Here is a 22,400-nt window from a genome sequence, read left to right on the forward strand (position 1 = left end):
ATGAGTGAGAACCTGGACAGCCGCGCGCTGCGCAACACCGACTGCTACGGCCAGCGGTTCATGAGGCCGGGCACCTACACCTACGCGCTGGTCCCGGCGGGAGCAGCGGGGGCGAGCGGTGACTTCCCCTACGTCGTCGAGGTGGTCGAGAAGTCCAAGGAGGCCGAGCACATGCGCCAGTCGACAGTCACGGTGCGCTTCGTGAAGGAGCGCCACGGCGACTGCTGCGACGAGCGCACCGCCGACCCGGGCCGCTTCGTGCCCGACCAGGACCGCGTGACGGTCGAGGCCGGCGACATGGTCGTGTGGAACTCACCCGACGCGGCCACCCGGCCGTTCGCCGTGGACGGCCAGAAGGAGTTCTTCGGCAGCACCGCGCTGACCAACGAGTGCGGCTACACCCACGTCTTCATGACACCGGGGGAGCACGAGTACGTCGACGCGAACGGCTCCGGGCTCCACGGCGTCGTGCGCGTGGCCGACCCCAAGCCGCGCGACCTGGAGGAGCTGCGCGCCTGGCAGTCCCGCCTCGGCGAAGGGACGCTCGTCATGATCAGCGACGGCACGCCCGAACCCGCTGAGGTCGAGATCATGCTCGGGCAGACGGTGTTCTTCGCCGTCGTCAAGGGCCCGGGCGTCACCATCACCGATGCCTCCCTGGTCGCGGCGGACTCGCCGGAGGCCGGTGCGGCGTAGGCGCCTCGGTGGTTGCGCTCACGTGAGTGGTCTCGCCGAATCCCGGATCCAGCCACCGGTGCCGTACCGTGGGTCGTGTTGAAGGGATGGCTCTCGAGTCGTCCTGGCCGCGCAAGAAGTCGCGGCTTGTATCTCGTACTTCCTGGTTTTCGGTTCGCTGGACATCAGCACAGGTGGATGTCTTCAGCAGCACGAGGGCACATTGCCCCCGGCACCGAACAAAGGAAATGATCATGGCTCAGGGAACCGTCAAGTGGTTCAACGCTGACAAGGGCTTCGGCTTCATCGCTCAGGATGGCGGCGGCGAGGACGTCTTCGTCCACTTCTCCGCGATCCAGACCAGCGGCTACAAGTCGCTCGACGAGAACCAGAAGGTCGAGTTCGACGTCACGGCCGGCCCCAAGGGCCCGCAGGCCGAGAACGTCCGCGTCTCCTCCTGACTCACCGCGAAGGGCCCCGACCGCGTCTGCGGTCGGGGCCCTTCGTGCATCGGGGGGACTTGGACCAGGCACGATGTCGGTGGGCAGTGTCAAGATGCCTACATGGCGGCAGACTCCCGCATGGTGGCGTTGGGGTTCGGCAAGTACGCACGCGCCGACCGGATCTTCGCCCTGGAGCGCATCACCGGCGAAGAGCGCGGTGACGGCCGCCGCACGCGGGTCTGGATCGACGGCGTCGTGGACCCCTTGATCGCCTCCAGGACCGAGATCACGATCCTTCGTGACATGGGCCAGGAGACCGCCGCCGCTGTGCCCGAGCTCGACGAGGCGCTCGACCTCGCCGCGCGTCTGGCGGCCGCGGCCGAGGAGGGTCGGGTGGATCTGAGCGACCTGGGCCGTCGAGCGCGACGCCTGCTCGCTACGACGACCTCGTCGTCCTAGGCAGCTCGTTGAACAGCAGGTTGAGCAGCACCGCGGTGACGGCCGCTGCGCTGATCCCCGATCCCAGGATCACTCGCAGGCCTTGGGGGAACTCCGCCCAGAACTCCGGCGCGGCCACCGGCACCATGCCGGCCCCGAGGGCCGTCGCCACGATGAGCAGGTTGGAGCTGCCCTCGAAGTCCACGCGAGACAGCGTCTTCACACCGCTGGCGGCCACCGAGCCGAACAGCACGACGCCGGCGCCGCCGAGCACCGGGTAGGGGATCGCCGCGACGACGCGTCCCACGACGGGCAGCAGGCCGAAGACCACCAGCAGCACACCACCGACCGCCACGACATACCGGCTCCTCACCCGGGTGAGCGCGACCAGCCCGACGTTCTGTGCGAAGGCACTGCACGGGAACGAGCCGAGCAACGGCGACAGCGTGGTCGAGAGCATGTCGGCGCGCAGGCCGTCCGCCACCCGGCGCTCGTCGACCTCGGTCTGGATGATCTCGCCCACCGCCAGGATGTCCGCGGTGGTCTCGGTCATGATGACGAGCATCACGACGGTCATCGACACGATGGCGCCGACCTGGAACGTCGGGCTGCCGAAGTGGAGCACCGGAGGGAGGGCGACGTACGCCCCCTCGGTGACGGGGGAGAAGTCGGCGTGACCCAGCCCGGCCGCGAGCACGGTGCCGATGACGATGCCGACCAGGACGGCGAGCCGCGACAGCAGACCGGTGAACACCCGGCTCGTCACCAGGATCACGGCCAGCGTCAGCCCGGCCAGGCCGATGTTGGACCTCGACCCGAGGTCGGGTGCCCCTGAGCCGCCCATGGCCCAGGTGAAGGCCACCGGCAGCAGGGACAGCCCGATCACCGTGATGATCGAGCCAGTGACCACGGGCGGGAAGAACCGCACCAGGTGGGCGAAGAACGTCGCCACCACCAGCCCGATGAGGCCGGCAGCCATGACGGCTCCGAACACCGGACGGAGGCCGTCCTCCTCGGCGATGGCCACCATCGTCGAGACGCTGGCGAACGAGATCCCCTGCACGATCGGGAGACGGGCGCCGAACCGCCACACACCCAAGGTCTGCAGCAACGTGGCCAGACCACTGACGAAGATGCCCGCGGTGACCAGCAGCGCCATGTCGCCGGGGGCCAGTCCGGCCGCACCGCCGAGGATGAGCGGAGGGGCGATGACGCCGCCGTACATGGTCAGGATGTGCTGGGTGCCGTAGAGGACCATGGAGGGGAGCGGCAGCTTCTCGTCCTCGGGCCGTCCCACGGACCGAGGGTATGGGCCGCCGCGGGCTGCGGCGAGCGGGAGGGATCGGCTAGAAGACGGCGCCCCCGCCGCGTGCGTGCGTTCCTGCCTCGTGGTTCTCCTTGCCACAGCGCTGGCAGCGCAGGAAGGTGCCTGCGGCCTCCCCGTCCGAACCAGGCGGGTAGCCGACCGTCGCCCAGTTGTGGCCTGCCACCTTGCAGACGGTGAACCGCTTCAGATTGTTCATGACAGGCCACGCCTCCTCGACTCGCACCCGACCCTTCAGTGTGCGCCCATGCGACCGGCACGGCCAGGGCCGCCCGGAGACGCAACGGTCACCCCACAGCGCCTGCTCCTCGTGGGGAGGGCCGGTTGCACTGCTTTGCGGATGGACAGGTGTGTTCGGCGGTGCGAGGGTCGGGCCTGTGCCTGACCCGCACTTCGCCGACCCGCAGCTGGCACGCCTCTACGACGCGTTCGATTCTCAACGGTCTGATCTGGATCACTACGTCGGGCTGGTGGAGGAGCTCGGGGCGTCGCGGGTGCTCGACATCGGCTGCGGCACGGGCGTGCTGGCGCTGATGATGGCCGACCGCGGGATGGAGGTCATCGGCGTGGACCCGGCCGTCGCGTCTCTGGACGTGGCTCGCGCCGAGCCGGGCTCGGAGCGGGTCACCTGGGTCGAGGCCGACGCCGCCCACCTACCGGTCGCCGAGGACGTCGACGTGGTGGTGATGACCGGGAACGTCGCGCAGATGTTCCTCGAGGACGAGGAGTGGGCCGCGGTGCTCAGGCGTGCCGCCGCGGTGCTGGGCACCGGCGGTCACCTGGTCTTCGAGGTCCGCGACCCAGCCCGGACGCAGGCACGCGGCCCCTTCACGCCGAGGTTCCGCTCCCGTGCGGAGATCGAGCAGTCGCTCGCCGATGCCTGGCTTGACCTAGTCGAGGTGCGCGGGCCACGGGGCCGGCCCGGCCACGAGCTGGTCTTCATCGCGCGCAAGCCCTTCGACGAGCGAGACCACCAGGACCGTGGCTGGCGCGATCTGGCCCGCATCGACGCCGACCTGGAGTCGGGCCGGATAGATGAGGCCCAGTGGCACGAGAGGGCGCTGGCCCTGATCGAGGCGGCGTACCTCTCCGCGACCACCCCGCACGCCCAGTCGGGAAAGGGTGGGGACGCGGCCGGGTGGGAGTACGCCCGACGGCTGCTGTGCGACGCCATCCACCGGGACGGCACCTTCCTCGACATCGGCTGCGCCAACGGGCTTCTCATGGCGGACCTCCAGCGTTGGGCCGCGGCCGAAGAACACGCGATCGAGCCGCACGGCGTCGAGATCAGCGCCAAGCTCGCCGACCTGGCCCGCGCGAGATGCCCGCAGTGGGCCGACCGCATCCACACCGCCAACGCGAACGGGTGGATGCCGCCGCGCCGCTACGACTTCGTCCGGACCGGGCTCGACTACGTCCCAGCCGGCTCCCGGCCGGCGTACCTCCAGCACCTGGCCGACCACGTCGTCGCCCCCGGCGGCCGGCTGATCATCGGCGTCCACAACCTGCCCGACGACGACGAGCTGGCTGACGACCTGGCGCGCTGGGGCCTTCCGGTCGACGGCGTCAGCCGGCGACCTCATGCCCAACCTGGGCTGGCCTACACGATCCACTGGATCGACACGCCTTCCGAGTCGCCACCTGCTTGATCGCACTGGCTCCCGCTCGCGGCGACATGACGCTCCTCTGCGAGGGCACGGATAGCGGCAGATGAGGACGGTCGGTTCCCCGACGGTTCATCAAGGGATGCTGACGAACCTGCCGTTCCCATGCCGAGTTCACCTCGGGGAGTGCGGGTTGGGCGACATCCCTTGATGAAACTGCGGCGACCTCAACTCGGCATGAGCGTGCACGTCCTGCCGCGCCGTCAGGCGGCGACATGACGCAGCCGCGCCCTAGGAGGCCAGCGGTGGTTGGCCTACCGCGACCTCCACCGGCTTCTCCACCGACGCAGCAGGGGCCAACTCCGGAAGCAGCCGATCCAGCCACGCCGGCAGCCACCAGTTCGCGTCTCCCAGAAGCTTCATGGTGGCCGGGACGAGGACCAGGCGGACGACGGTCGCATCGAGGAAGATGGCCGTGGCCAGTCCCACCCCCATCATCTTCACGGCCGGGTCACTGCCCAGGACGAAGCCCGAGAAGACCGCCACCATGATCAGCGCGGCTGCGGTGATGGTGCGCCCGGTGCCGGCGATCCCGTCGATGACCGCGCGGGTGTTGTCGCCGTGGCGGTGGTACTCCTCGCGGACCCGCGACAGCAGGAACACCTCGTAGTCCATGGAGAGCCCGAACAGGATCGCGAACATGAACAGCGGGATGAACGACACGATCGGCACCGTCGACTCCACGCCGATCAGGCCGGCCGCCCAGCCCCACTGGAAGACCATGACGAGCACGCCGTAGGCCGCGCCGACGCTCAGCAGGTTGAGCACGACCGCCTTCAGCGGCACCAGGACCGACCGGAACAGCACCGTGAGCAGGAGGAACGACAGCAGCAGCACAGCTGCCACGAAGCGGGGCATCCGCTCCTGCACCCGGTCACCGAGGTCTGCGAAGGTCGCGGTCTGCCCGCCCACGTGGGCGGTCGCAGAGGTGCCGTCGAGCACCGCGGGGAACACCTCGCCCCGCAGCCTCGTCACCGTCTCCTGGGTGGCCTCGTCCTGGGGCGACGTCGTCGGCTGCGCCACCAGGGTCGCCACCCCCGCTGTGAGGTCGATGACCGGTTCAGCGACCGACGTGATGCCCGGGTCGGCTGAGACTGCCTCGGCCAGCGGCACCACCACGGACGCGTCCTGCGCGACGTCGACCGCGATCACCAGTGGCCCGTTGGCCCCGGGGCCGAAGCCTTCGGCGATGAGGTCGTAGGCCCGTCGTTCGGTCCTCGACTCGGGCTTCGTCCCGTCGTCGGGGAAGCCCAGGTCGAGCGCGAGGACCGGCGCCGCCAGGGCCAGCATCAGCACTCCTCCACCGAGGAGGTACGCCGTCGCGTTGCGGGTCACGTGCGCGCCCCACCGGAACCAGCCGGTGCTCGGTCGGTGGGGCGAGCGCCGGCGTCCGTTGATCCGGTGCCCCGCCAGCCCGAGCAGCGCCGGCAGCAGCGTGACCGACGCGAGCACCATGACGAGCACCATCGCGGAGATGGCGACCCCACCACCGGTCACGAACGGGATCCCCGCGACGAGCAGCCCGAGGATCGCCACGACGACTGTGCCGCCGGCGAAGATCACTGCCTGTCCTGCTGTCGCCAGGGCTCGCCCGACCGCCTCCGCGACCGGCATCCCCTGGGCCAGGTGCTCGCGGTGCCGGGTGACCAGGAAGAGCGCGTAGTCGATGCCGACGCCGAGGCCGACCATGGCCGCGAGCTGCGGCGCCCACGCCGGGATGTCGACCAGGTAGGTCACCAGCTTCATCGCGGTGGCGCCGACGACCAGGCCGAACAGCGCCATCCCGATCGGCAGCCCCATCGCGACGAGGGAACCGAACGCGATCAGCAGGACGACCATCGCGACGACGAGCCCAGCGACCTCGCCCACGCCGGTGGGCGCCTCCTCGAACGCGAAGAACAGATCGCCTCCGGTCTCCAGCGTCAGCGACGACTCGTCGCGCAGGTCGGCGACGGTCTCCTTGAGGTTGTCCAGGTCGGACGTCTCGAGGTGCTCGATCGCGGGGTACTGCACGCGCACGAGCGCGATGTCGCCGTGCGGCGAGACGCTGCTACTCGTCCCGAGCACGTGCGGGAGTGCCTCGAGAGCGGCCTCGACCGGCGCCAGCTGCGCCGCAGCGTCCTGGGCCTCGAGTACGACGTGGGCGGTGATCCCGCCCTCGTCAGCCTGGGTCTCGGCGAGCAGCTCCGCAGCTTGGTAGGAGTCGAGGCCGGGTGCCTCGAAGCTCTCGTCGAGCTCGCGCCCGAACGCCACCGACGAGGCGATGACGACGATTGCGAGGACGACCCAGGCGCCGATGGCGGCCCAGGGGCGGGTGGCGGCGGACCGGCCGAGCCGGTAGAGGAGTCTGGACATGCCCCCACGCTGTCGCGGCGGCGCACGAGCCACATCGGGCCAAGGACGGGTCGGCTCCTCGGCCGAAAGTACGACGAGCGGCTCGTGCTTGTGCCCCGTACGACGGGGCCGGCCGCTCCCTAGGCTGGCGTGGTGCTAGCCACGTTCGTCCGCTCGGTCCTTGCCGAGCCCCGTGCGCCGGACCCGCCGGTGCGGGTGTGGCGGGACTGGGCCCTGGTCGGCGCTCTGCTGGTCACGGCCGTGGGCGAGGCGATCTTCCGCCCTGACGTGGCGTGGCGGCCCTTGGCCACCGTGGTCGCGCTCCTGGTGATCCCGGTCCTGCTCTGGCGGCGTACCCATCCGTTGCTGGCGACCGCGGTCGGCTTCGGCGGCGCGATGGTCCTGCACATCCCGGCCTTCGTCGAGGATGTCGCCGATGTGGGGCTCTACTCCATGGCGGGCATCGTGTTGCTGCCCTACGCGTTGTACCGCTGGGCCTCCGGACGCGAGGCGATAATCGGGACCGCGATCGTCGCCGTTCCGGCAGGCCTGGGTCTCGCGACCAGCGCGACCCTCGGGGACGTGATCGGCGGCACCACCCTGCTGGTCGCGGTGTTCGCGCTCGGGGCTGCGATGCGCTACCGCGCGGTTGCGCGCCAGCGCGAGGTGAACCAGGTCAGGACGCTCGAGCGCGGTGAGCTCGCCCGCGAGCTGCACGACACCGTGGCCCACCACGTGTCGGCCATCGCGATCCAGGCGCAGGCAGGGCGAGCCGTGGCTGCCGCAGACCCGGCGTCAGCGGTGGAGGCACTGGCGGTGATCGAGGCAGAGGCCTCTCGGACGTTGCACGAGATGCGGACGATGGTCCGGGTGCTCCGCGACGGCGAGGCGGCCGAGTACGCGCCGCAACGGGGCATCAACGATCTGGACGAGCTGAGCCGGATGAGCACCCTCGTCCAGGTGCGGTGCACCGGCGATCTGGCTGACCTGCCCCAGCCGGTGGGGGTCGCGGTGTACCGGATCTGTCAGGAGTCGGTCACCAACGCGATCCGGCATGCGGTCAACGCCACGGCTGTCACCGTGGAGGTGTGCGGTGACGTCGGCGTCGTACGGTTGCGTGTGCACGACGACGGAGAGGGCGCCCGCCCCTCCAGCACCGCGGGCTATGGCCTGCTGGGTATGGCCGAGCGGGCCAAGCTCCTCGGCGGCACCTGTCAGGCCGGGCCGGACCCGGCCGGCGGCTGGACCGTCGAAGCGACCCTGCCGCGCGAAGTGCCGCGATGACGATCAGAGTCGTCGTGGCCGACGACCAGCTCCTGGTCCGCACCGGCCTGACGATGATTCTCAACGCACAGCCCGGGATCGAGGTCGTCGGCGAGGCAACCGACGGTCACGAGGCGGTCGCCGTGGCCCGCGAGCTGCGTCCCGACGTCTGTCTCTTCGACATCCGGATGCCCGGCATCGACGGCGTCGAGGCCACCCGCCAGCTCGCCGGCCCAGGCGTCGAGAACCCCCTGGCGATCGTGGTCATCACGACCTTCGACCTCGACGAGTACGTCCTCGGCGCCCTCAAGGCCGGTGCTCGGGGGTTCCTCCTCAAGGACGCCGGGCCCGAGCTGCTGGTCCAGGCGATCCACGCAGCCGCGAACGGCGACGCGCTCATCTCTCCCGACATCACCCGCCGCCTGCTCACCACGCTGGCTGGCCTGGAGCGAGCCTCCCCGCCGACGCAGCCGATCGAGCCGCTCACCGAACGCGAGGAAGAAGTGCTGCTCACCGTCGCCCGCGGCCGCACCAACGCCGAGATCGCCGACGAGCTGCACATCACCCTGAGCACGGTGAAGACCCATGTCGGCGCGCTGATGAACAAGCTCGGCGCCCGCAACCGCGTCGAGGTTGCGATGTGGGCGTACGAGACCGGGCGCGTCAAGGGATAGGGCCGGCTGGCCTCCGTCGCGGGTACCCAGGTCGTACGCGCGTAGTCGTGGCGGAATGGTCGTGGCTGAAGGGCCTACGCCCTCCCTCGGCCGCGCGGATCGCGGCAGATGAGGACGGTCGGCTCCCCGACGGTTCATCAAGGGATGCTGACGAACCTGCCGTTCCCATGCCGAGTTCACCCCGGGGAGTGCGGGTTGAGCGACATCCCCTGATGAAACTGCGGCGACCTTCCCGAGACCAGACTCGACTGGCCCGCCGCCTGACCCGGCTCAGCCCTGCCAGGGCGGTGCCACGCCCCAGCCCCAACGGGGCATGGGGGCGTCCTCGACGACGCCGTCGAAGCCAGGCCGGGAGTTGAGCATCGCCAGCCGGGTTCCCCACTCGAGGTAGCCGATGATCGCGGCCCGGAACTCGGGGTCGTCCGGCAGCACCGCGTCGTCGGCGGCCAGGCTCATGGTCGAGGCGAACCGGTGGCGCTGCTCGGGTGTGATCGCCAGGTCGCGGTGGTGCGCCACCATCCCGGCGTGCCCGCCGAGCTCGTCGCTGTAGGTCGTCGGGCCGCCGAGGACCTCGGCCCAGAACACCGTGACGTGCGCGCGATGGAGCTCGGACACGCCACCTGGGAAGAACGGCGAGAGCAGCTCATCGGTCTCCACACGGTCGTAGAACGCGTCGATCAGCCGCCGGACGGCGACCAGGCCGCCCGCCCACTCGAACAACGTGGGCAGGTCCGGCTCATCGACAGCCATGACCGCATCCTCCTCGGGATCGACCAGCTTGGATCCCTCTGTAATGATGTAATCATGATTACAGACGAGACGCGGGACCGCGTCGCCGGCTGGTTCGCCGGCCGGCTCCCGCAGGAGTGGCAGGCCACTCCTGCCGAGATCACGATCGACCGCGAGGAGATCACTGTCCGGCTCTCCATCCCCGACGTCGACCTCGGGGCCGACGCCAGCGACGCCGCCCGCGCGGAGGCGCGGGCCGGCCGGGCCAAGGCGTTCCGTGAGGAGACACGGGCCAGGCGGATGGAGATCGCCCGCGAGGCCGAGCACCGCTACGACGCCAAGGTGTCGTGGGGGCTCTCGGTGGGCGAGGGCGACGACCGGCACCGCGAGCTGTGGACCCACGTCGCCGCGCCGGTGATGACCCGGCTGCGCCAGCCGCAGCGGATGGTGCTCGACACCCTGGTCGACGCCGGTGTCGCGCGGTCCCGCGCGGACGCGCTGGCCTGGTGCGTGCGGCTCGTCGGCCAGCACGAGGACGACTGGCTGACCGAGCTGCGCGACGCGATGGCGAGCGTCGCCGACGTACGTGCCAAGGGTCCCGCGGCCTGACGGCTGTGGAGAGGGCCCCGGGCTCGTCGGTCGCCGCTGGTAGACCTGTCGTGTGACGACGACGCCGACGACCGACGTACGCCGCGAGGCGGAGCGGCACCTCAGGGCTCTCGTCGGCAGCGAGGACGCCGAGCTCCGTGAGGACCAGTGGCGGGCGATCGAGGCGCTGGCCGTCGACCGGCGCCGGTCGCTGGTCGTGCAGCGCACCGGCTGGGGCAAGTCGGCGGTCTACTTCGTGGCCACGCTGCTGCTGCGCGCGGAGGGAGCCGGGCCGACCGTCATCGTCAGCCCGCTGCTGGCGCTGATGCGCAACCAGATCGCCGCCGCCGAGCGGGCCGGCATCCGCGCGGTGACGATCAACTCGACCAACATCGAGGCCTGGGAGCCGATCCAGGACCAGATCCGGGCCGGTGAGGTCGACGTGCTGCTGGTGAGCCCGGAGCGGCTCAACAACCCGGGCTTCCGCGACCAGGTGCTGCCCCGGCTCGCGGCCACCTGCGGTCTGCTCGTCGTCGACGAGGCCCACTGCATCTCCGACTGGGGCCATGACTTCCGGCCCGACTACCGGCGGATCCGCACCCTGCTCGACGACCTCCCCGAGGGCATCCCGGTGCTGGCGACCACCGCCACCGCCAACGCCCGGGTCACCGACGACGTGGCCGACCAGCTGGGCAGCGACGTCCTCGTGCTCCGGGGCAGCCTCGACCGCGAGTCCCTGCGGCTGGGCGTGGTGCGGCTCAAGACCGCCCAGCAGCGGCTGGCCTGGCTGGCGGACCACCTGGCCGAGCAGCCCGGCTCCGGCATCGTCTACTGCCTCACCGTCGCCGCCACCCAGGAGATCGCCGACTACCTCCGCTCCCGGGGGCACGAGGTCGCCGCCTACTCCGGCCAGACCGAGACCACCGAGCGCCAGGCCCTCGAGCAGGACCTCATCGACGGCCGGGTCAAGGCGCTGGTCGCGACCAGCGCGCTCGGCATGGGCTTCGACGCGACCCTCGGCTTCGTGGTCAACATGGGCGCGCCCCAGTCACCGGTCGCCTACTACCAACAGGTCGGCCGGGCCGGCCGCGGCCTCGACCCCGGAGGCCAGGCGACCGTCGTGCTGCTCCCCGCGCTCGAGGACCGCGACATCTGGGCCTACTTCGCCTCCCTCGCCTTCCCCCGCGAGTCGCTGGTCCGCGAGACGCTGCAGGCGCTCGCCGAGCACGACGGCCCGATGGGTCTCGCTGCCCTGGAGACGCGGGTGGAGCTCAACCGGGGCCGGCTCGAGACCATGCTCAAGGTGCTCGACGTCGACGGCGCCGTACGCCGTGTGCAGGGCGGCTGGGTCGCCACCGGGCAGGACTGGAGCTACGACGCCGACCGCTACGCCCGGGTCCACGAGGCCCGGGAGCGTGAGCAGGCGGCGATGCTGGCCTACCTCGACACCACCGAGTGCCGGATGAAGTACCTCCGCATGCAGTTGGATGATCCAGCGCTCGACGACCCGGACGCAGAGCCGTCTTGCGGGCGCTGCGACAACTGCGGTGGCCTCTCGCTGTCAGCCGCGGTGTCGGAGGCCGCGGTGCAGGAGGCCGACGCGCGGCTGTCCCGGCCCGGCGTCCCGGTCGCCCCTCGGCGGATGTGGCCCTCCGCCCTGCCCACGCTGGGGATTCAGCTCAAGGGCAAGATCGCCGACGGCGCCGAGGAGGGGCGGGTCGTCGCCCGGCTGACCGACCTCGGCTACGGCGAGCAGCTGCGCGCCCTGTTCCGGCAGGGCGCCGAGGACGGCCCGGTCCCCGACGGCCTCGCCCGCGCGGTGGTCGCGCTGCTCCGGGACTGGCAGCCGCAGGTCGACTCGATCGTCGTCGTCGAGTCCGCGTCGCGGCCCGCGCTCACCAGCGACCTGGCCGCTGGGCTGTCCCGCTTCCTCCAGGTCCCGATCGTCGGGCGGTGGGCGATCGTCGACCCGGACGTCCCTCCCGGTCGCGGCCAGGCCAACTCCGCCCAACGCATCGCCGCGGTCGGGCGGCGTACGAGCCTGCAGGCCGAGATCTCAGATGGCGCCCGCGTGCTGCTGGTCGACGACCGCATCGACACCGGCTGGACGATGACGCTGGCCGCCCAGGCGATCCGCAAGGCGGGCGCGGCGGCCGTGCTCCCGCTCGCGCTCGCCTCCCAGACCTAGCCAACAACTAGAACACGTTCTAGCGTGCGGGCATGACGATCCCGACGTTCGACCGGCCGGTCAAAGTCATCCAGTGGACGACCGGCAACATCGGCCGGCGGTCGCTCCACGCCATCCTGGGGCGGCCCGACATGGAGCTGGTCGGGGTGTTCGCGCACGGCGCCGACAAGGTCGGCAACGACGCGGCCGAGCTCTGCGGCTGGCCGGAGCCCACCGGGATCATTGCCACGAACGACGTCGACGCGCTGCTCGCCGTCGGCGCGGACGCCTGCTGCTACAACCCCCTCTGGCCGAGCATCGACGAGCTGGTGCGACTGCTCGAGTCCGGTGTCAACGTCTGCTCCAGCGCGGCATGGATCACCGGCGGCAAGCAGACCCCCGAGGACCAGGCCAGGATCCGCGAGGCGTGCGAGCGGGGCGGCAGCACGATCTTCGGCAGCGGGGCGCACCCGGGCATGACCAACCTGGTCGGCATGGTCCTGAGCGGTTCGTGCGAGCGCGTGGACTCGATCGTGATCACCGAGTCGGTCGACTGCTCGACGTACGAGTCCGCGGAGACCCAGACCGCGATGGGCTTCTCGCAGTTGCCGGACACCCCGGGCCTCGCCGAGACCGTCCGCCGCGAGAGCGAGGTGTTCGCCGAATCGGCCGCGATGATGGCCGACGCCCTCGGCGTCACCCTCGACCGGCTGACCTTCGACGTCACCTTCACCGCGGCGACCGGCGACAGCGACCTCGGGTTCATGCAGATCCCGGCCGGCACGGTCGGCGGCGTGATGGGATACCACCGCGGCTGGGTGGGCGAGCACAACGTCGTCAGCGTCGGCTTCAACTGGACCATGGGCTCGCACGTCGAACCGCCGAAACCACTCGCGCACGGCCACGTCATCCAGGTCTTCGGGCTGCCCAACATGCGCACGGTCCTGCACTGCCTGCCGCCGGCGGACTGGACCGAGCCCGGGTTCATGGGCCTCGGCATGATCTACACCGCGATGCCGGTGACCAATGCGGTGCCGTACGTCGTCGCAGCGGAGCCGGGGATCGTGACCCTGGCCGACCTGCCGCCGGTCACAGGCCGGTTCGCGGCGTCGGCCTGAGGGGCGGCCTGACGTTCAGCGCCGCTTCAGCATCCCTCGTGCACTGTGGACACAGACGACCAGACGACGAGGGAGACGGACATGCGCAAGCGAATCATGGTGACCGGTCTCGGGCTCGGGGCCGCGGCCGCCATCACGCTGGGCGGGATCGCCGTGGCCGGCGACGGTGACGACGGTCCGGCCAGCCACCAGTACACGCCGGAGCAGGCGGAGCGGGCCAAGGAGGCCGCGCTCGAGGCGACCGGCGGGGGCACCGCCAACAGTGTGGAGACCGACTCTGAGAACGGCGCGACCTACGAGGTCGAGGTCACCGACCCGGACGGCCGGACCGTCGACGTCCGGCTGGACGAGAACTTCGAGGTCGTGGTGATCGAGGGCGACGAGGACGGCGACGAGGACTGACCAGTGCTCAGCCAACTACCACCAAGTTAGCGTAGGCAAACCTAACTCGCTACGCTCCCCGCATGACAGGGGGATCCTGGCGGCTGCTCTGGCTGCTCGCCGCAGGCGGCGTACTCGTCGCGGTCGTGCTCGCCTCGATCGCCATCGGCGCACGGCACATCCCGCTCGGCACCGTGCTCGACGCGCTCGCGCACCCCTCGGCCACCGATGACGACCACGTCGTGGTCCGGTCGCTGCGCATCCCGCGCACCGTCGCGGGGCTGCTGGTCGGAGTCGCCCTGGGGCTGGCCGGGGCGGTGATGCAGGGCGTCACCCGCAACCCACTGGCCGACCCCGGCCTGCTGGGGGTCAGCGGCGGTGCGTCGTTCGCCGTCGTCCTCGGGATCTCCGTGCTCGGCGTGGGCAGCGCGCTCGGCTACATCTGGTTCGCGTTCGCCGGCGCGGCGGTCGCTTCGGTGGTCGTCTACACCCTCGGGGCGATCGGCCGCGGCGGCGCGACGCCGGTCAAGCTCGCCCTCGCCGGGGCCGCGGTCAGCTCGTTCCTGCTCTCGATGACGACCGCCATGCTGCTCATGGACCAGAGCACCCTGGACGACTACCGGTTCTGGGCGGTCGGCTCGATCGCCGGGCGCGACCGCGACGTCATCACCCAGCTCGCCCCGTTCCTCGTCGTCGGGGCGCTGATGGCGCTGGCGGCCGGGCCGGCGCTCAACTCCCTGGCCCTCGGGGACGAGGTCGCGAGGTCGCTCGGCAGCCGGGTCGGGCTCGCCCGGGTCGTCGCCGCGGTGGCGGTCGTGCTGCTCGTCGGCGCGGCCACCGCCCTCGCCGGACCCGTCGCCTTCGTCGGCCTCACCATCCCGCACGTCGCCCGGGCGATCACGGGTCCCGACTACCGGTGGGTGCTGGCCTACTCGATGGTGCTCGCCCCGATCCTGCTGCTCGGCTCCGACGTGATCGGCCGGGTCGCCGCCCGTCCCGGCGAGCTCCAGGTCGGCATCGTCACCGCCGTCGTCGGCGCCCCCTTCTTCGTCATGCTCGTACGCCGGCGCCGGCTGGCCGAGCTGTGACCGCGCTGGTCCGGCGGGCCCGTGGGCCGGCGGTCGGTGCGGTGCTGGCCGTCGTGGCGTTCGCGCTGTTCTGCCTCTCGGTCTCCACCGGCGACTTCCGGGTCCCGCTGGTCGAGGTGGTGCCGGCGATCTTCGGTGCCGGCGACCCGGCGGCCCAGTTCATCGTCGGCCAGCTGCGGCTGCCACGCGCCGCCGCCGCCGTGCTCGTCGGCGCCGCCTTCGGGCTCGCCGGCGCGATCTTCCAGACCCTGGCCCGCAACCCGCTCGCCTCCCCGGACTTCATCGGCATCACCTCGGGCGCCTCGCTCGCTGCCGTCTTCGGGATCGTCGTGCTCCACGCCGGCGGCACCGTCATCGTCGTCGCAGCCCTCGTGGGTGCGTTGACCTCCGCGGCGGCGATCTACCTCCTGGCCTGGAGGCGCGGCCTCTCGTCCTACCGCCTGGTCCTCGTCGGCATCGGCGTCGCGGCCGCCGTCGACGCGGGCACGGCCTACCTGCTCACCAAGGCGCGGATCTGGGACGTGCAGTCCGCGGTCGTGTGGCTGACCGGGTCGCTCAACGGCCGGACCTGGGCAGACCTCCGGCCGCTGGCCCTGGCCATGGTGGTCCTCGTGCCCGCGACCCTCGCGCTGGGTCCGTCGCTCCGGCTCCTCATGCTCGGCGACGACACCGCGGCCGGGCTCGGGCTCCGGGTCGAGCGGTCGCGCCTCCTCCTCGTCCTCGTGGCCGTGGCGCTCGCCGCCCTGGCCACTGCGGCCGCGGGACCCGTCGAGTTCGTGGCCCTGCTCGCCGCACCGATCGCCCGCCGACTGGTGGGCTCGCCGCTGGCGCTGGTGCCGGCGGCCCTGGTCGGCGCGGTGCTCGTTCTCGGGGCCGACGTCGTCGCCCGCGAGGCCCTCCCGACCACGGCCCTGCCCGTCGGGGTCGTCACCGGGATCATCGGCGCGCCCTACCTGCTCTGGCTGCTCGCCCGTTCCAACCGCATCGGAAGCGGAGGTTGACATGACCCATCACACCCTGGCCGCCGAGGGCCTGACCCTCGCCTATGACAAGCTCGAGGTCGCCCGCGACCTCAGCCTGGCCGTCCCGGCGGGCAGGATCACCTGCATCGTCGGCGCCAACGCGTGCGGCAAGTCGACGTTGCTGCGGGCCCTGGCCAGGCTGCTCAAGCCCGCAGCGGGGTCGGTCCTCCTCGACGGCGAGCGGATCCACTCGATGTCGACCAAGCAGGTCGCCACCAGGCTCGGGATCCTCCCGCAGACCCCGGTCGCCCCCGAGGGCATCACCGTGGCCGACCTGGTCTCCCGGGGTCGCCACCCCCACCGGACGTGGCTGCGCCAGTGGTCCGAGCGGGACGAGTCGCTCGTCGTGGAGGCGATGCGGGTGACCGGCACGGTGGAGCTGGCCGACCGACCGGTGGACGAGCTCTCGGGGGGCCAGCGCCAGCGCGCCTGGATCGCGATGGCGCTGGCCCAGGACACCGACCTGATGCTGCTCGACGAGCCGACGACCTACCTCGACCTCGCCCACCAGATCGACGTGCTGGACCTGCTCGTGGACCTCAACCTGGCGCACGGGCGGACCATCGTGCTGGTGCTCCACGACCTCAACCAGGCCGCGCGCTACAGCGACCACCTCGTGGCGATGAAGCAGGGTGCCATCGTTGCCGCCGGACCCCCCGCGAGCGTCATCACCGAGGAGCTCGTCGCCGACGTGTTCGGCCTGTCGACCAGGGTCGTGGTGGACGAGGTCAGCGGCACGCCGCTGGTGCTGCCGATCGGAAAGCACTGTTCATCACCCGCGTGAGCTTCGGCCTCAACCCACGACGGACGCTCGCTCCGCTCGCAGGCTTCGCCGTCCATCGTGGCCCGAGGCCGATCACGCGGCGCGCGCTCCGCGCGCCATCGCTCGCCTCGGTCGCTGCGCTCCCTCGCTCGCAGCGGCTGTCCCGGGGTTCGTAACTACGCGAGGGCCTTCACGGCGTCGACGATCCTCGGGTCCTCCGGCACGACGCCGGGGCTGAACCGGGCGATCACCTTGCCGTCCGCGGCCACCAGGAACTTCTCGAAGTTCCAGGTGACGTCGCCGGCCTCGCCCTTCTCGTTGGGCGTGCCGACCAGCGCGTCGTAGATCTCGTGACGGTCGTCGCCGTTGACGTCGACCTTCTCGGTCATCGGGAACGTGACGCCGTAGGTCGCCGAGCAGAACTCGGCGATCTCCTCCGAGCTGCCCGGCTCCTGGCCGTAGAACTGGTTGCACGGCATGCCGACCACGGTGAACGCGTCGCCGCCGTAGGTTCTCTGCAGTTCCTCGAGGCCGGCGTACTGGGGGGTCAGCCCGCACCGGCTGGCCACGTTGACCACGAGGGCCGCCCGACCCTCCGTGATCTCGCCGAAGGTGGTGGGCGTCCCGTCGAGACGGGCGATCTTTGCGTCGAGGATGCTCACCGGGAAAGCCTAGACGCGCTGCGCCTCAGACCCCGATCCGGCCCCACGGCCCCCAGATCGCGAAGCTCATGCCGGCCGACGCCTGGATGTTGACGAACAGCGTGCGCCCGTCGGGGCTGAACGTCGACCCGGCGAACTCGTCGTTGGACCGGTCGGTCCCCGAGCTGCTCCGGAGCCGGTTGAGGGCGATGTCGAAGAGGTCGCCCTTCCTGGTCAGGCCCCGGATGAAGTTGTCGCTGACGTTGTCCTCGCAGACGACCAGGGTCCCGCGCTTCGAGGTGGTGATGTTGTCGGGCAGGTCGAGGACGAGCGGGCCCGGTGACTGGAAGACACAGGTCAGCTTGCGGCGCTTGATGTCGTAGGCCCACACCTGGCCTGACCCGTTGCCGTAGCCGTTGGCCACCGGCGTCGGTGGCGTCGTCGGCGGCGCCTCGGGCGGTCCACCACCCTGGGTCGAGGTGAAGTAGACGACCCCACGGTCGTAGACCTGCCCCTCGAGCCGCGAGAAGAACGCGGCACCCTGCGCCCAGCCCTGGCTGCCCACGTGGACCAGCGCGGTGTCGTTGGGCGTGGGCGCGGGCTGGCCAGGCGTGTAGTCGTACTCCACGTCGGGCTCGGGGATGGTGACCCACTCGACGTCGTACGTCGCCCCGGTGACCTGCTCCGCGGCCAGCTGGGCGTTGTCGACGCCCTTGACCCGGAGCATCTGGAGCGTCCCGCCGTCGAGGAGCCGACCGACCTTCATCGGGTCGCGTGGGGGCCGGTAGCGGTAGAACCCGGACGGGAAGCCGAAGTTGTCCTCGGTGAGGTAGAGGTGGCCGCGGCGCGGGTCGAACGCCACCGCCTCGTGGGCGAACCGGCCGGCCTGCCTGATCGGCTCCCGGTTGGACTGACCCTGGCCCGGCTGGTGGCTGGCCGGCACCTCGAACACGTAGCCGTGCGGTTTGGTGAGTGGGACGTTGGGCGTCCCGGTGAAGTCGGCCCCGACGTCCGGACCGTTGACGGTCTCCTCACACGTCACCCAGGAGCCCCACGGCATCACCCCGCCCGAGCAGTTCATCATCGTGCCGTTGAGGCTGGTGAACGCCCGGATCGGCCTGCCGTGCGGCGTGACCTGGATCGTGGTCGTGCCGCCGCGCGCCATCGAGTCGTAGGGCGTGCCCGGGCCGAAGGCCGGTCCCGGGTTGTTGACCTCGTGGTTGCGGACCAGGACATAGCTCCGCCGCGGTCCGGCGAACGCGCCCATGCCGTCGTGGCGGCCGGGCAGGCTGGTGCCGTCGGTGAGCACCACGGGCTGCTCGGTGTCGTGGAACGAGCGATAGCTGAAGCCCTCGGGCAGGTGCAGGCGGACGACGTCGTCGCGTCGGTCAGGGATCGCCACCAGCCCGCCGGGGTCGGGCGGATGGTGGGCTGCGCCGGCCGGTCTCGCGACGAGGCCCGCGAACGGCCCTCCGAGTGCGGCGCCGGCGGCGGTGGTCTTGAGCAGGGTGCGGCGTTCTACGGACTGAGTCATGGAGACGTTCCCCTCCCGAGAGATCCGTGACTGATCTCAACGTAGACCCGATCCGGCGTTGGTCAAGCCCTGTCGACGGCCCGGGCTACCGTCTCGGACGTGGGGTTCGTGCCGGTGACCGGAACGGCGCTGCTGCGCGTCGGTGACCCGCCACGCGAGGGCGTCGTGGAGTTCACCGACGAACGGCGCACGGTGGCGCTGCCCATCCGGGCGGCGCTCCCGGTGCTGACCAAGGCCCATGTCCGCGACGACCTGCACCCGAGCGTCCGGCTGCTCACCGCGGCCGCCCTGCTCGGGTTGCGCCTGGTCGCGGCCGGCCGCCTCCAGCCGGCGGCGGGTCCGGCGCCGCACTGGCGGGTTGGACCCCTGGGTCGCGAGGACGAGGACCGGGTGCGCTCGCTGGTCGGCGAGGGGGCCGACGACGAGGTGACGGTGCGCGCGATGCTGGATGCCGTCGCCGATGCCATGCCGCGGGCGGCGCCGACGCCGCACGCGCGGCCACGTCCGGCTCAGCAGACGGCTGGGCCCGTGTCGTTCCACGAGCGGCTCGCCCGCCGGCTCCAGCCGCGGCCCGACGACGGTGATCTCCCCCAGCTCGTCCGGATCTCGCTGCGTGTGGAGGCCGACGAGGAGGAGCTCGTCGCGGGCTCGGTGCGGCTGGTGCTCCAGGTCCACGACGAGCAGGACCCGCTGCACCTGTGCGACGCGGCCCTGCTGTGGACCGAGTCCGGGCCGGGGTCCAGCCATGGGTTCGGCGACCGGGCCCGCATCCACGCGGCCATCGCGCTGCGGGCCGCGGCGCAGGCGTGGCCGGTGCTCGACCGGCTGGCCGAGCTGCGGGTGCCAGACCAGATCACCCTCGACACCGACGAGCTGGTCAGCCTGCTCAACGCGGGGGTCGCCGACCTCGCGGCGTGCGGGGTCGACGTGCTCTGGCCGCGCAGCCTCGGCCGAGACCTCACCGCCACGGCAGTGCTCGAGCGGGCCTCGGTCACGCCGTCCGACAACGCGCTGCAGACCGGGCTGTTCGGGCCCGACCAGATGTTCAGCTTCCAGTGGCAGGTCGCCCTGCACGGCGAGACGCTCACCGAGGAGGAGATGGCCAGGCTCGCCAGGGCGGCAGCCCCCATCCTCAAGCTGCGCGGCAGCTGGACGGTCATCGACCCCGCCGTGGCCCGCAAGGCGCGCAAGCGGCTGATCCGCACCGTCGCGCCGGGCCCCGCCGTCGCCGCCGCGCTCACGGGCACGGTGGAGATCGCCCAGGGCGACGACACGGTCGCCGAGCAGGTCGTGGTCGGCGCCTCGCTGCTCGACGTCCGTGAGCGCTTGCTCGGGGCGGCGACCCGCGCCACCGCCGACGGCATCGACCCGCCGGCGGCCCTGGCCGGGACCCTGCGCGACTACCAGCGTCAGGGCCTGTCGTGGCTGGTGGAGATGACTTCGCTCGGCCTGGGTGCGTGCCTGGCCGACGACATGGGGCTCGGCAAGACGATCACGCTGATCGCGCTCCACCTCCACCGCGCCCAGGAGTCGACAGAGCACGGCCCGACCTTGGTGGTCTGCCCGGCCAGCCTGCTCGGCAACTGGGAGGCCGAGATCGCCCGGTTCGCCCCCGGGGTCGCCGTACGCCGGTTCCACGGCGGCGGCCGCTCGCTGGCCGGTCTCGACAGGCTCGACCACCAGACGGTTGACGGCTTCGTGCTCACGACCTACGGCACCATGCGGGTCTCCGCCGAGGCGCTCGCGGCCGTGCGCTGGGGACTGGTCGTCGCGGACGAGGCCCAGCACGTCAAGAACGCCCGTTCGTCCACGGCCCGGGCGCTGCGCGCCATCCCGCACGGCGCGCGGATCGCGATGACCGGCACCCCCGTCGAGAACAACCTCACCGAGCTGTGGGCGATCCTCGACTGGGCCACCCCCGGCCTGCTGGGCAGCCGGCTCGCGTTCCGCAAGCGCTGGGCCGCGCAGGTCGAGGCCGGTGTCGACCCGGCCGTGACCCGGCAGTTCACCGAGCTGATCAGCCCGTTCGTGCTGCGCCGCCGCAAGTCCGACCCGGGCATCGCGCCCGAGCTGCCGGCCAAGACCGAGACCGACCACCCGCTCGGGCTCACCCGTGAGCAGGTCGTCCTCTACGAGGCGTTCGTCAAGGACACGATGGAGCGCATCGAGCGCGCCGACCCGGCCGACCAGGTGACCCGCCGAGGTCTCGTGCTGGCGCTGCTCACCGGCCTCAAGCAGATCTGCAACCACCCCGCTCACTTCCTGAAGCAGTCCGGGGCCGTGCGGCTCACCGGCCGGTCGGAAAAGCTCGACCTGATCGACGAGCTGCTCGGCACCGTCCTCGCCGAGGACGGCGCGGCGCTGGTGTTCACGCAGTACGTCGCGATGGGACGTCTCCTCTCCGCCCACCTGGCCAAGGGCGGCCTCGAGCACCGGTTCCTGCACGGCGGCACGCCGATCCGCGAGCGCGAGGCGATGGTGGCGTCGTTCCAGGCCGGTGACTTCCCGGTGTTCCTGCTGTCGCTCAAGGCGGGCGGCACGGGCCTCAACCTCACCGGCGCCGACCACGTCATCCACGTCGACCGCTGGTGGAACCCGGCGGTCGAGGAGCAGGCCACCGACCGGGCCTACCGGATCGGCCAGACCAAGCCGGTGCAGGTCCACCGGCTCATCACCCGGGGCACCATCGAGGAACGGATAGCCGAGCTGCTGTCGCGCAAGCGGGCGCTGGCCGACGCCGTGCTCGGCAACGGCGAGGCAGCTCTCACCGAGCTCAGCGACGACGAGCTGCGTGACCTGGTGACCCTGCGCCGCGACGAGGACCGCCAGCACGGCTGGGACCGGTAGACCGCTGGTGATGCCGTGGCGATGAGGACCGTGGTCCACCCGCGCGTCGCGCCGCGCAACGGGTCGGCGCGCGCCGTTTCGTGGTGGGGCAGAGCGTGGGTGCGCGCGGTCGAGGAGTCGGCCTACTCCTCGGCCGACCTGCGCGTCGGCCGCCGGATCTCCCGGTCGGGACAGGTCGGCCAGATCATGGTCGAGCCGGGCCGGTTCGTCGCGTCGGTCGAGGACGCCCGTGGCCTCTGGACGGTGGCCGGCACCCTGCCCGTCCTCGATGAGGCAGCCTCGGCCGCGCTGGTCGAGACCGTCGCCGCCGAGGCCGGCCGGATCGGTGCGCTGCTCTCCGGCGACCTGCCGCACACCCTGGTCGAGCACGCCGAGGAGGCCGGCGTGGAGGTGCTGCCGTTCGGCAGCGAGCTGGGCTCCGACTGCACCTGCGGCGCGTGGACCCAGCCGTGCCCCCACGCGCTGGCCGTGCTCTACCAGCTCACCTGGCTGCTCGAGGCCGACCCGTTCGTGCTGATCCACCTGCGCGGGCTGCCGCGTGACGACCTGCTGTCCCGGCTGCACCAGCAGACCCCCGCACCGGTCGAGGACCTCGAGGACCCCGACCTGGAGATCGCCGAGGACGCCGCGCTGCGCGCGGCCCGGGCGCTAGCCCTGCTGGCGCAGGATCCGGCCGCGCGGGTCGAGCACCTGCTCTGAACGCGGCC

21 protein-coding genes are annotated in these 22,400 nt (G+C 71.6%); 15 read left to right on the top strand and 6 right to left on the bottom strand.

Annotated elements, in window-relative coordinates; all coding sequences use genetic code 11:
* From ACYVC6_RS02515 to ACYVC6_RS02525, 3 genes are all read left to right on the top strand, one after another.
* Positions 1–696, top strand: a complete 696-nt coding sequence (locus ACYVC6_RS02515; protein WP_460710637.1) for a cupredoxin domain-containing protein — start codon at positions 1–3, stop codon at positions 694–696.
* A 233-nt stretch (positions 697–929) separates the two neighbouring features.
* A complete protein-coding gene (locus ACYVC6_RS02520; RefSeq protein WP_460710639.1) occupies positions 930–1,136 on the top strand; it encodes a cold-shock protein in 207 nt (68 codons plus the stop codon).
* A 102-nt stretch (positions 1,137–1,238) separates the two neighbouring features.
* Positions 1,239–1,577, top strand: a complete 339-nt coding sequence (locus ACYVC6_RS02525; protein ID WP_460710641.1) for a hypothetical protein — start codon at positions 1,239–1,241, stop codon at positions 1,575–1,577.
* Here the strand turns inward: ACYVC6_RS02525 and ACYVC6_RS02530 are convergent.
* Together ACYVC6_RS02530 and ACYVC6_RS02535 are read right to left on the bottom strand one after the other, a co-directional pair.
* Positions 1,555–2,853: a nucleobase:cation symporter-2 family protein gene (locus ACYVC6_RS02530; RefSeq protein ID WP_460710643.1), complete on the bottom strand. Its 1,299-nt coding sequence runs from the start codon at positions 2,851–2,853 to the stop codon at positions 1,555–1,557. The genes ACYVC6_RS02525 and ACYVC6_RS02530 overlap by 23 nt on opposite strands.
* A gap of 49 nt (positions 2,854–2,902) precedes the next feature.
* Positions 2,903–3,079 carry a hypothetical protein gene (locus ACYVC6_RS02535; protein ID WP_460710645.1) on the bottom strand — a complete coding sequence of 59 codons (177 nt, stop codon included), beginning with the start codon at positions 3,077–3,079 and terminating at the stop codon, positions 2,903–2,905.
* Between the two features lie 178 nt (positions 3,080–3,257).
* On the opposite strand from ACYVC6_RS02535, the gene ACYVC6_RS02540 reads away from it, so the two are divergent.
* Positions 3,258–4,529 carry a methyltransferase domain-containing protein gene (locus ACYVC6_RS02540; RefSeq protein WP_460710647.1) on the top strand — a complete coding sequence of 424 codons (1,272 nt, stop codon included), beginning with the start codon at positions 3,258–3,260 and terminating at the stop codon, positions 4,527–4,529.
* 246 nt (positions 4,530–4,775) lie between these two features.
* On the opposite strand, the gene ACYVC6_RS02545 is transcribed toward ACYVC6_RS02540, so the two are convergent.
* A complete protein-coding gene (locus ACYVC6_RS02545) occupies positions 4,776–6,899 on the bottom strand; it encodes an MMPL family transporter (protein WP_460710649.1) in 2,124 nt (707 codons plus the stop codon).
* Positions 6,900–7,031: 132 nt separating this feature from the next.
* Between ACYVC6_RS02545 and ACYVC6_RS02550 the strand changes: the two genes are divergently transcribed.
* Together ACYVC6_RS02550 and ACYVC6_RS02555 are read left to right on the top strand one after the other, a co-directional pair.
* Positions 7,032–8,162: a sensor histidine kinase gene (locus ACYVC6_RS02550; RefSeq protein WP_460710651.1), complete on the top strand. Its 1,131-nt coding sequence runs from the start codon at positions 7,032–7,034 to the stop codon at positions 8,160–8,162.
* Positions 8,159–8,815 (top strand): response regulator, encoded by a 657-nt coding sequence (locus tag ACYVC6_RS02555; protein WP_460710653.1) that lies wholly within the window; start codon positions 8,159–8,161, stop codon positions 8,813–8,815. The genes ACYVC6_RS02550 and ACYVC6_RS02555 overlap by 4 nt, the downstream gene beginning before the upstream one ends.
* A 270-nt stretch (positions 8,816–9,085) precedes the next feature.
* On the opposite strand, the gene ACYVC6_RS02560 is transcribed toward ACYVC6_RS02555, so the two are convergent.
* A complete protein-coding gene (locus ACYVC6_RS02560) occupies positions 9,086–9,565 on the bottom strand; it encodes a group II truncated hemoglobin (protein WP_460710655.1) in 480 nt (159 codons plus the stop codon).
* Between the two features lie 54 nt (positions 9,566–9,619).
* Between ACYVC6_RS02560 and ACYVC6_RS02565 the strand changes: the two genes are divergently transcribed.
* The 7 genes from ACYVC6_RS02565 (at position 9,620) to ACYVC6_RS02595 (ending at position 16,692) form a co-directional block, all read left to right on the top strand.
* Positions 9,620–10,153 carry a hypothetical protein gene (locus ACYVC6_RS02565; protein ID WP_460710657.1) on the top strand — a complete coding sequence of 178 codons (534 nt, stop codon included), beginning with the start codon at positions 9,620–9,622 and terminating at the stop codon, positions 10,151–10,153.
* Between the two features lie 52 nt (positions 10,154–10,205).
* A complete protein-coding gene (locus ACYVC6_RS02570) occupies positions 10,206–12,320 on the top strand; it encodes a RecQ family ATP-dependent DNA helicase (RefSeq protein ID WP_460710659.1) in 2,115 nt (704 codons plus the stop codon).
* 32 nt (positions 12,321–12,352) lie between these two features.
* On the top strand, positions 12,353–13,417 hold the full coding sequence (locus ACYVC6_RS02575; RefSeq protein ID WP_460710662.1) for an NAD(P)H-dependent amine dehydrogenase family protein: 1,065 nt from the start codon (positions 12,353–12,355) through the stop codon (positions 13,415–13,417).
* Positions 13,418–13,498: 81 nt separating this feature from the next.
* Positions 13,499–13,819 carry a PepSY domain-containing protein gene (locus ACYVC6_RS02580; protein ID WP_460710664.1) on the top strand — a complete coding sequence of 107 codons (321 nt, stop codon included), beginning with the start codon at positions 13,499–13,501 and terminating at the stop codon, positions 13,817–13,819.
* A gap of 62 nt (positions 13,820–13,881) precedes the next feature.
* Positions 13,882–14,886, top strand: a complete 1,005-nt coding sequence (locus ACYVC6_RS02585) for a FecCD family ABC transporter permease (RefSeq protein ID WP_460710666.1) — start codon at positions 13,882–13,884, stop codon at positions 14,884–14,886.
* Complete coding sequence (locus ACYVC6_RS02590; protein ID WP_460710668.1) at positions 14,883–15,887, top strand: FecCD family ABC transporter permease; 1,005 nt, start codon at positions 14,883–14,885, stop codon at positions 15,885–15,887. The genes ACYVC6_RS02585 and ACYVC6_RS02590 overlap by 4 nt, the downstream gene beginning before the upstream one ends.
* 1 nt (position 15,888) lies before the next feature.
* Positions 15,889–16,692 carry an ABC transporter ATP-binding protein gene (locus ACYVC6_RS02595; protein ID WP_460710670.1) on the top strand — a complete coding sequence of 268 codons (804 nt, stop codon included), beginning with the start codon at positions 15,889–15,891 and terminating at the stop codon, positions 16,690–16,692.
* Between the two features lie 155 nt (positions 16,693–16,847).
* Here ACYVC6_RS02595 and ACYVC6_RS02600 read toward each other — a convergent pair whose 3' ends face one another.
* Positions 16,848–17,333, bottom strand: a complete 486-nt coding sequence (locus tag ACYVC6_RS02600) for a glutathione peroxidase (RefSeq protein ID WP_460710672.1) — start codon at positions 17,331–17,333, stop codon at positions 16,848–16,850.
* A gap of 25 nt (positions 17,334–17,358) precedes the next feature.
* Entirely contained in the window at positions 17,359–18,846 is a 1,488-nt protein-coding gene (locus ACYVC6_RS02605) for a PhoX family protein (protein ID WP_460710674.1), read from the bottom strand.
* 99 nt (positions 18,847–18,945) lie between these two features.
* Between ACYVC6_RS02605 and ACYVC6_RS02610 the strand changes: the two genes are divergently transcribed.
* A complete protein-coding gene (locus tag ACYVC6_RS02610; protein ID WP_460710676.1) occupies positions 18,946–21,693 on the top strand; it encodes a DEAD/DEAH box helicase in 2,748 nt (915 codons plus the stop codon).
* Positions 21,694–21,714: 21 nt separating this feature from the next.
* Positions 21,715–22,392, top strand: a complete 678-nt coding sequence (locus ACYVC6_RS02615; protein ID WP_460710678.1) for an SWIM zinc finger family protein — start codon at positions 21,715–21,717, stop codon at positions 22,390–22,392.
* Positions 22,393–22,400 lie beyond the last annotated feature (8 nt).

The organism is Nocardioides dilutus, from assembly GCF_054779555.1.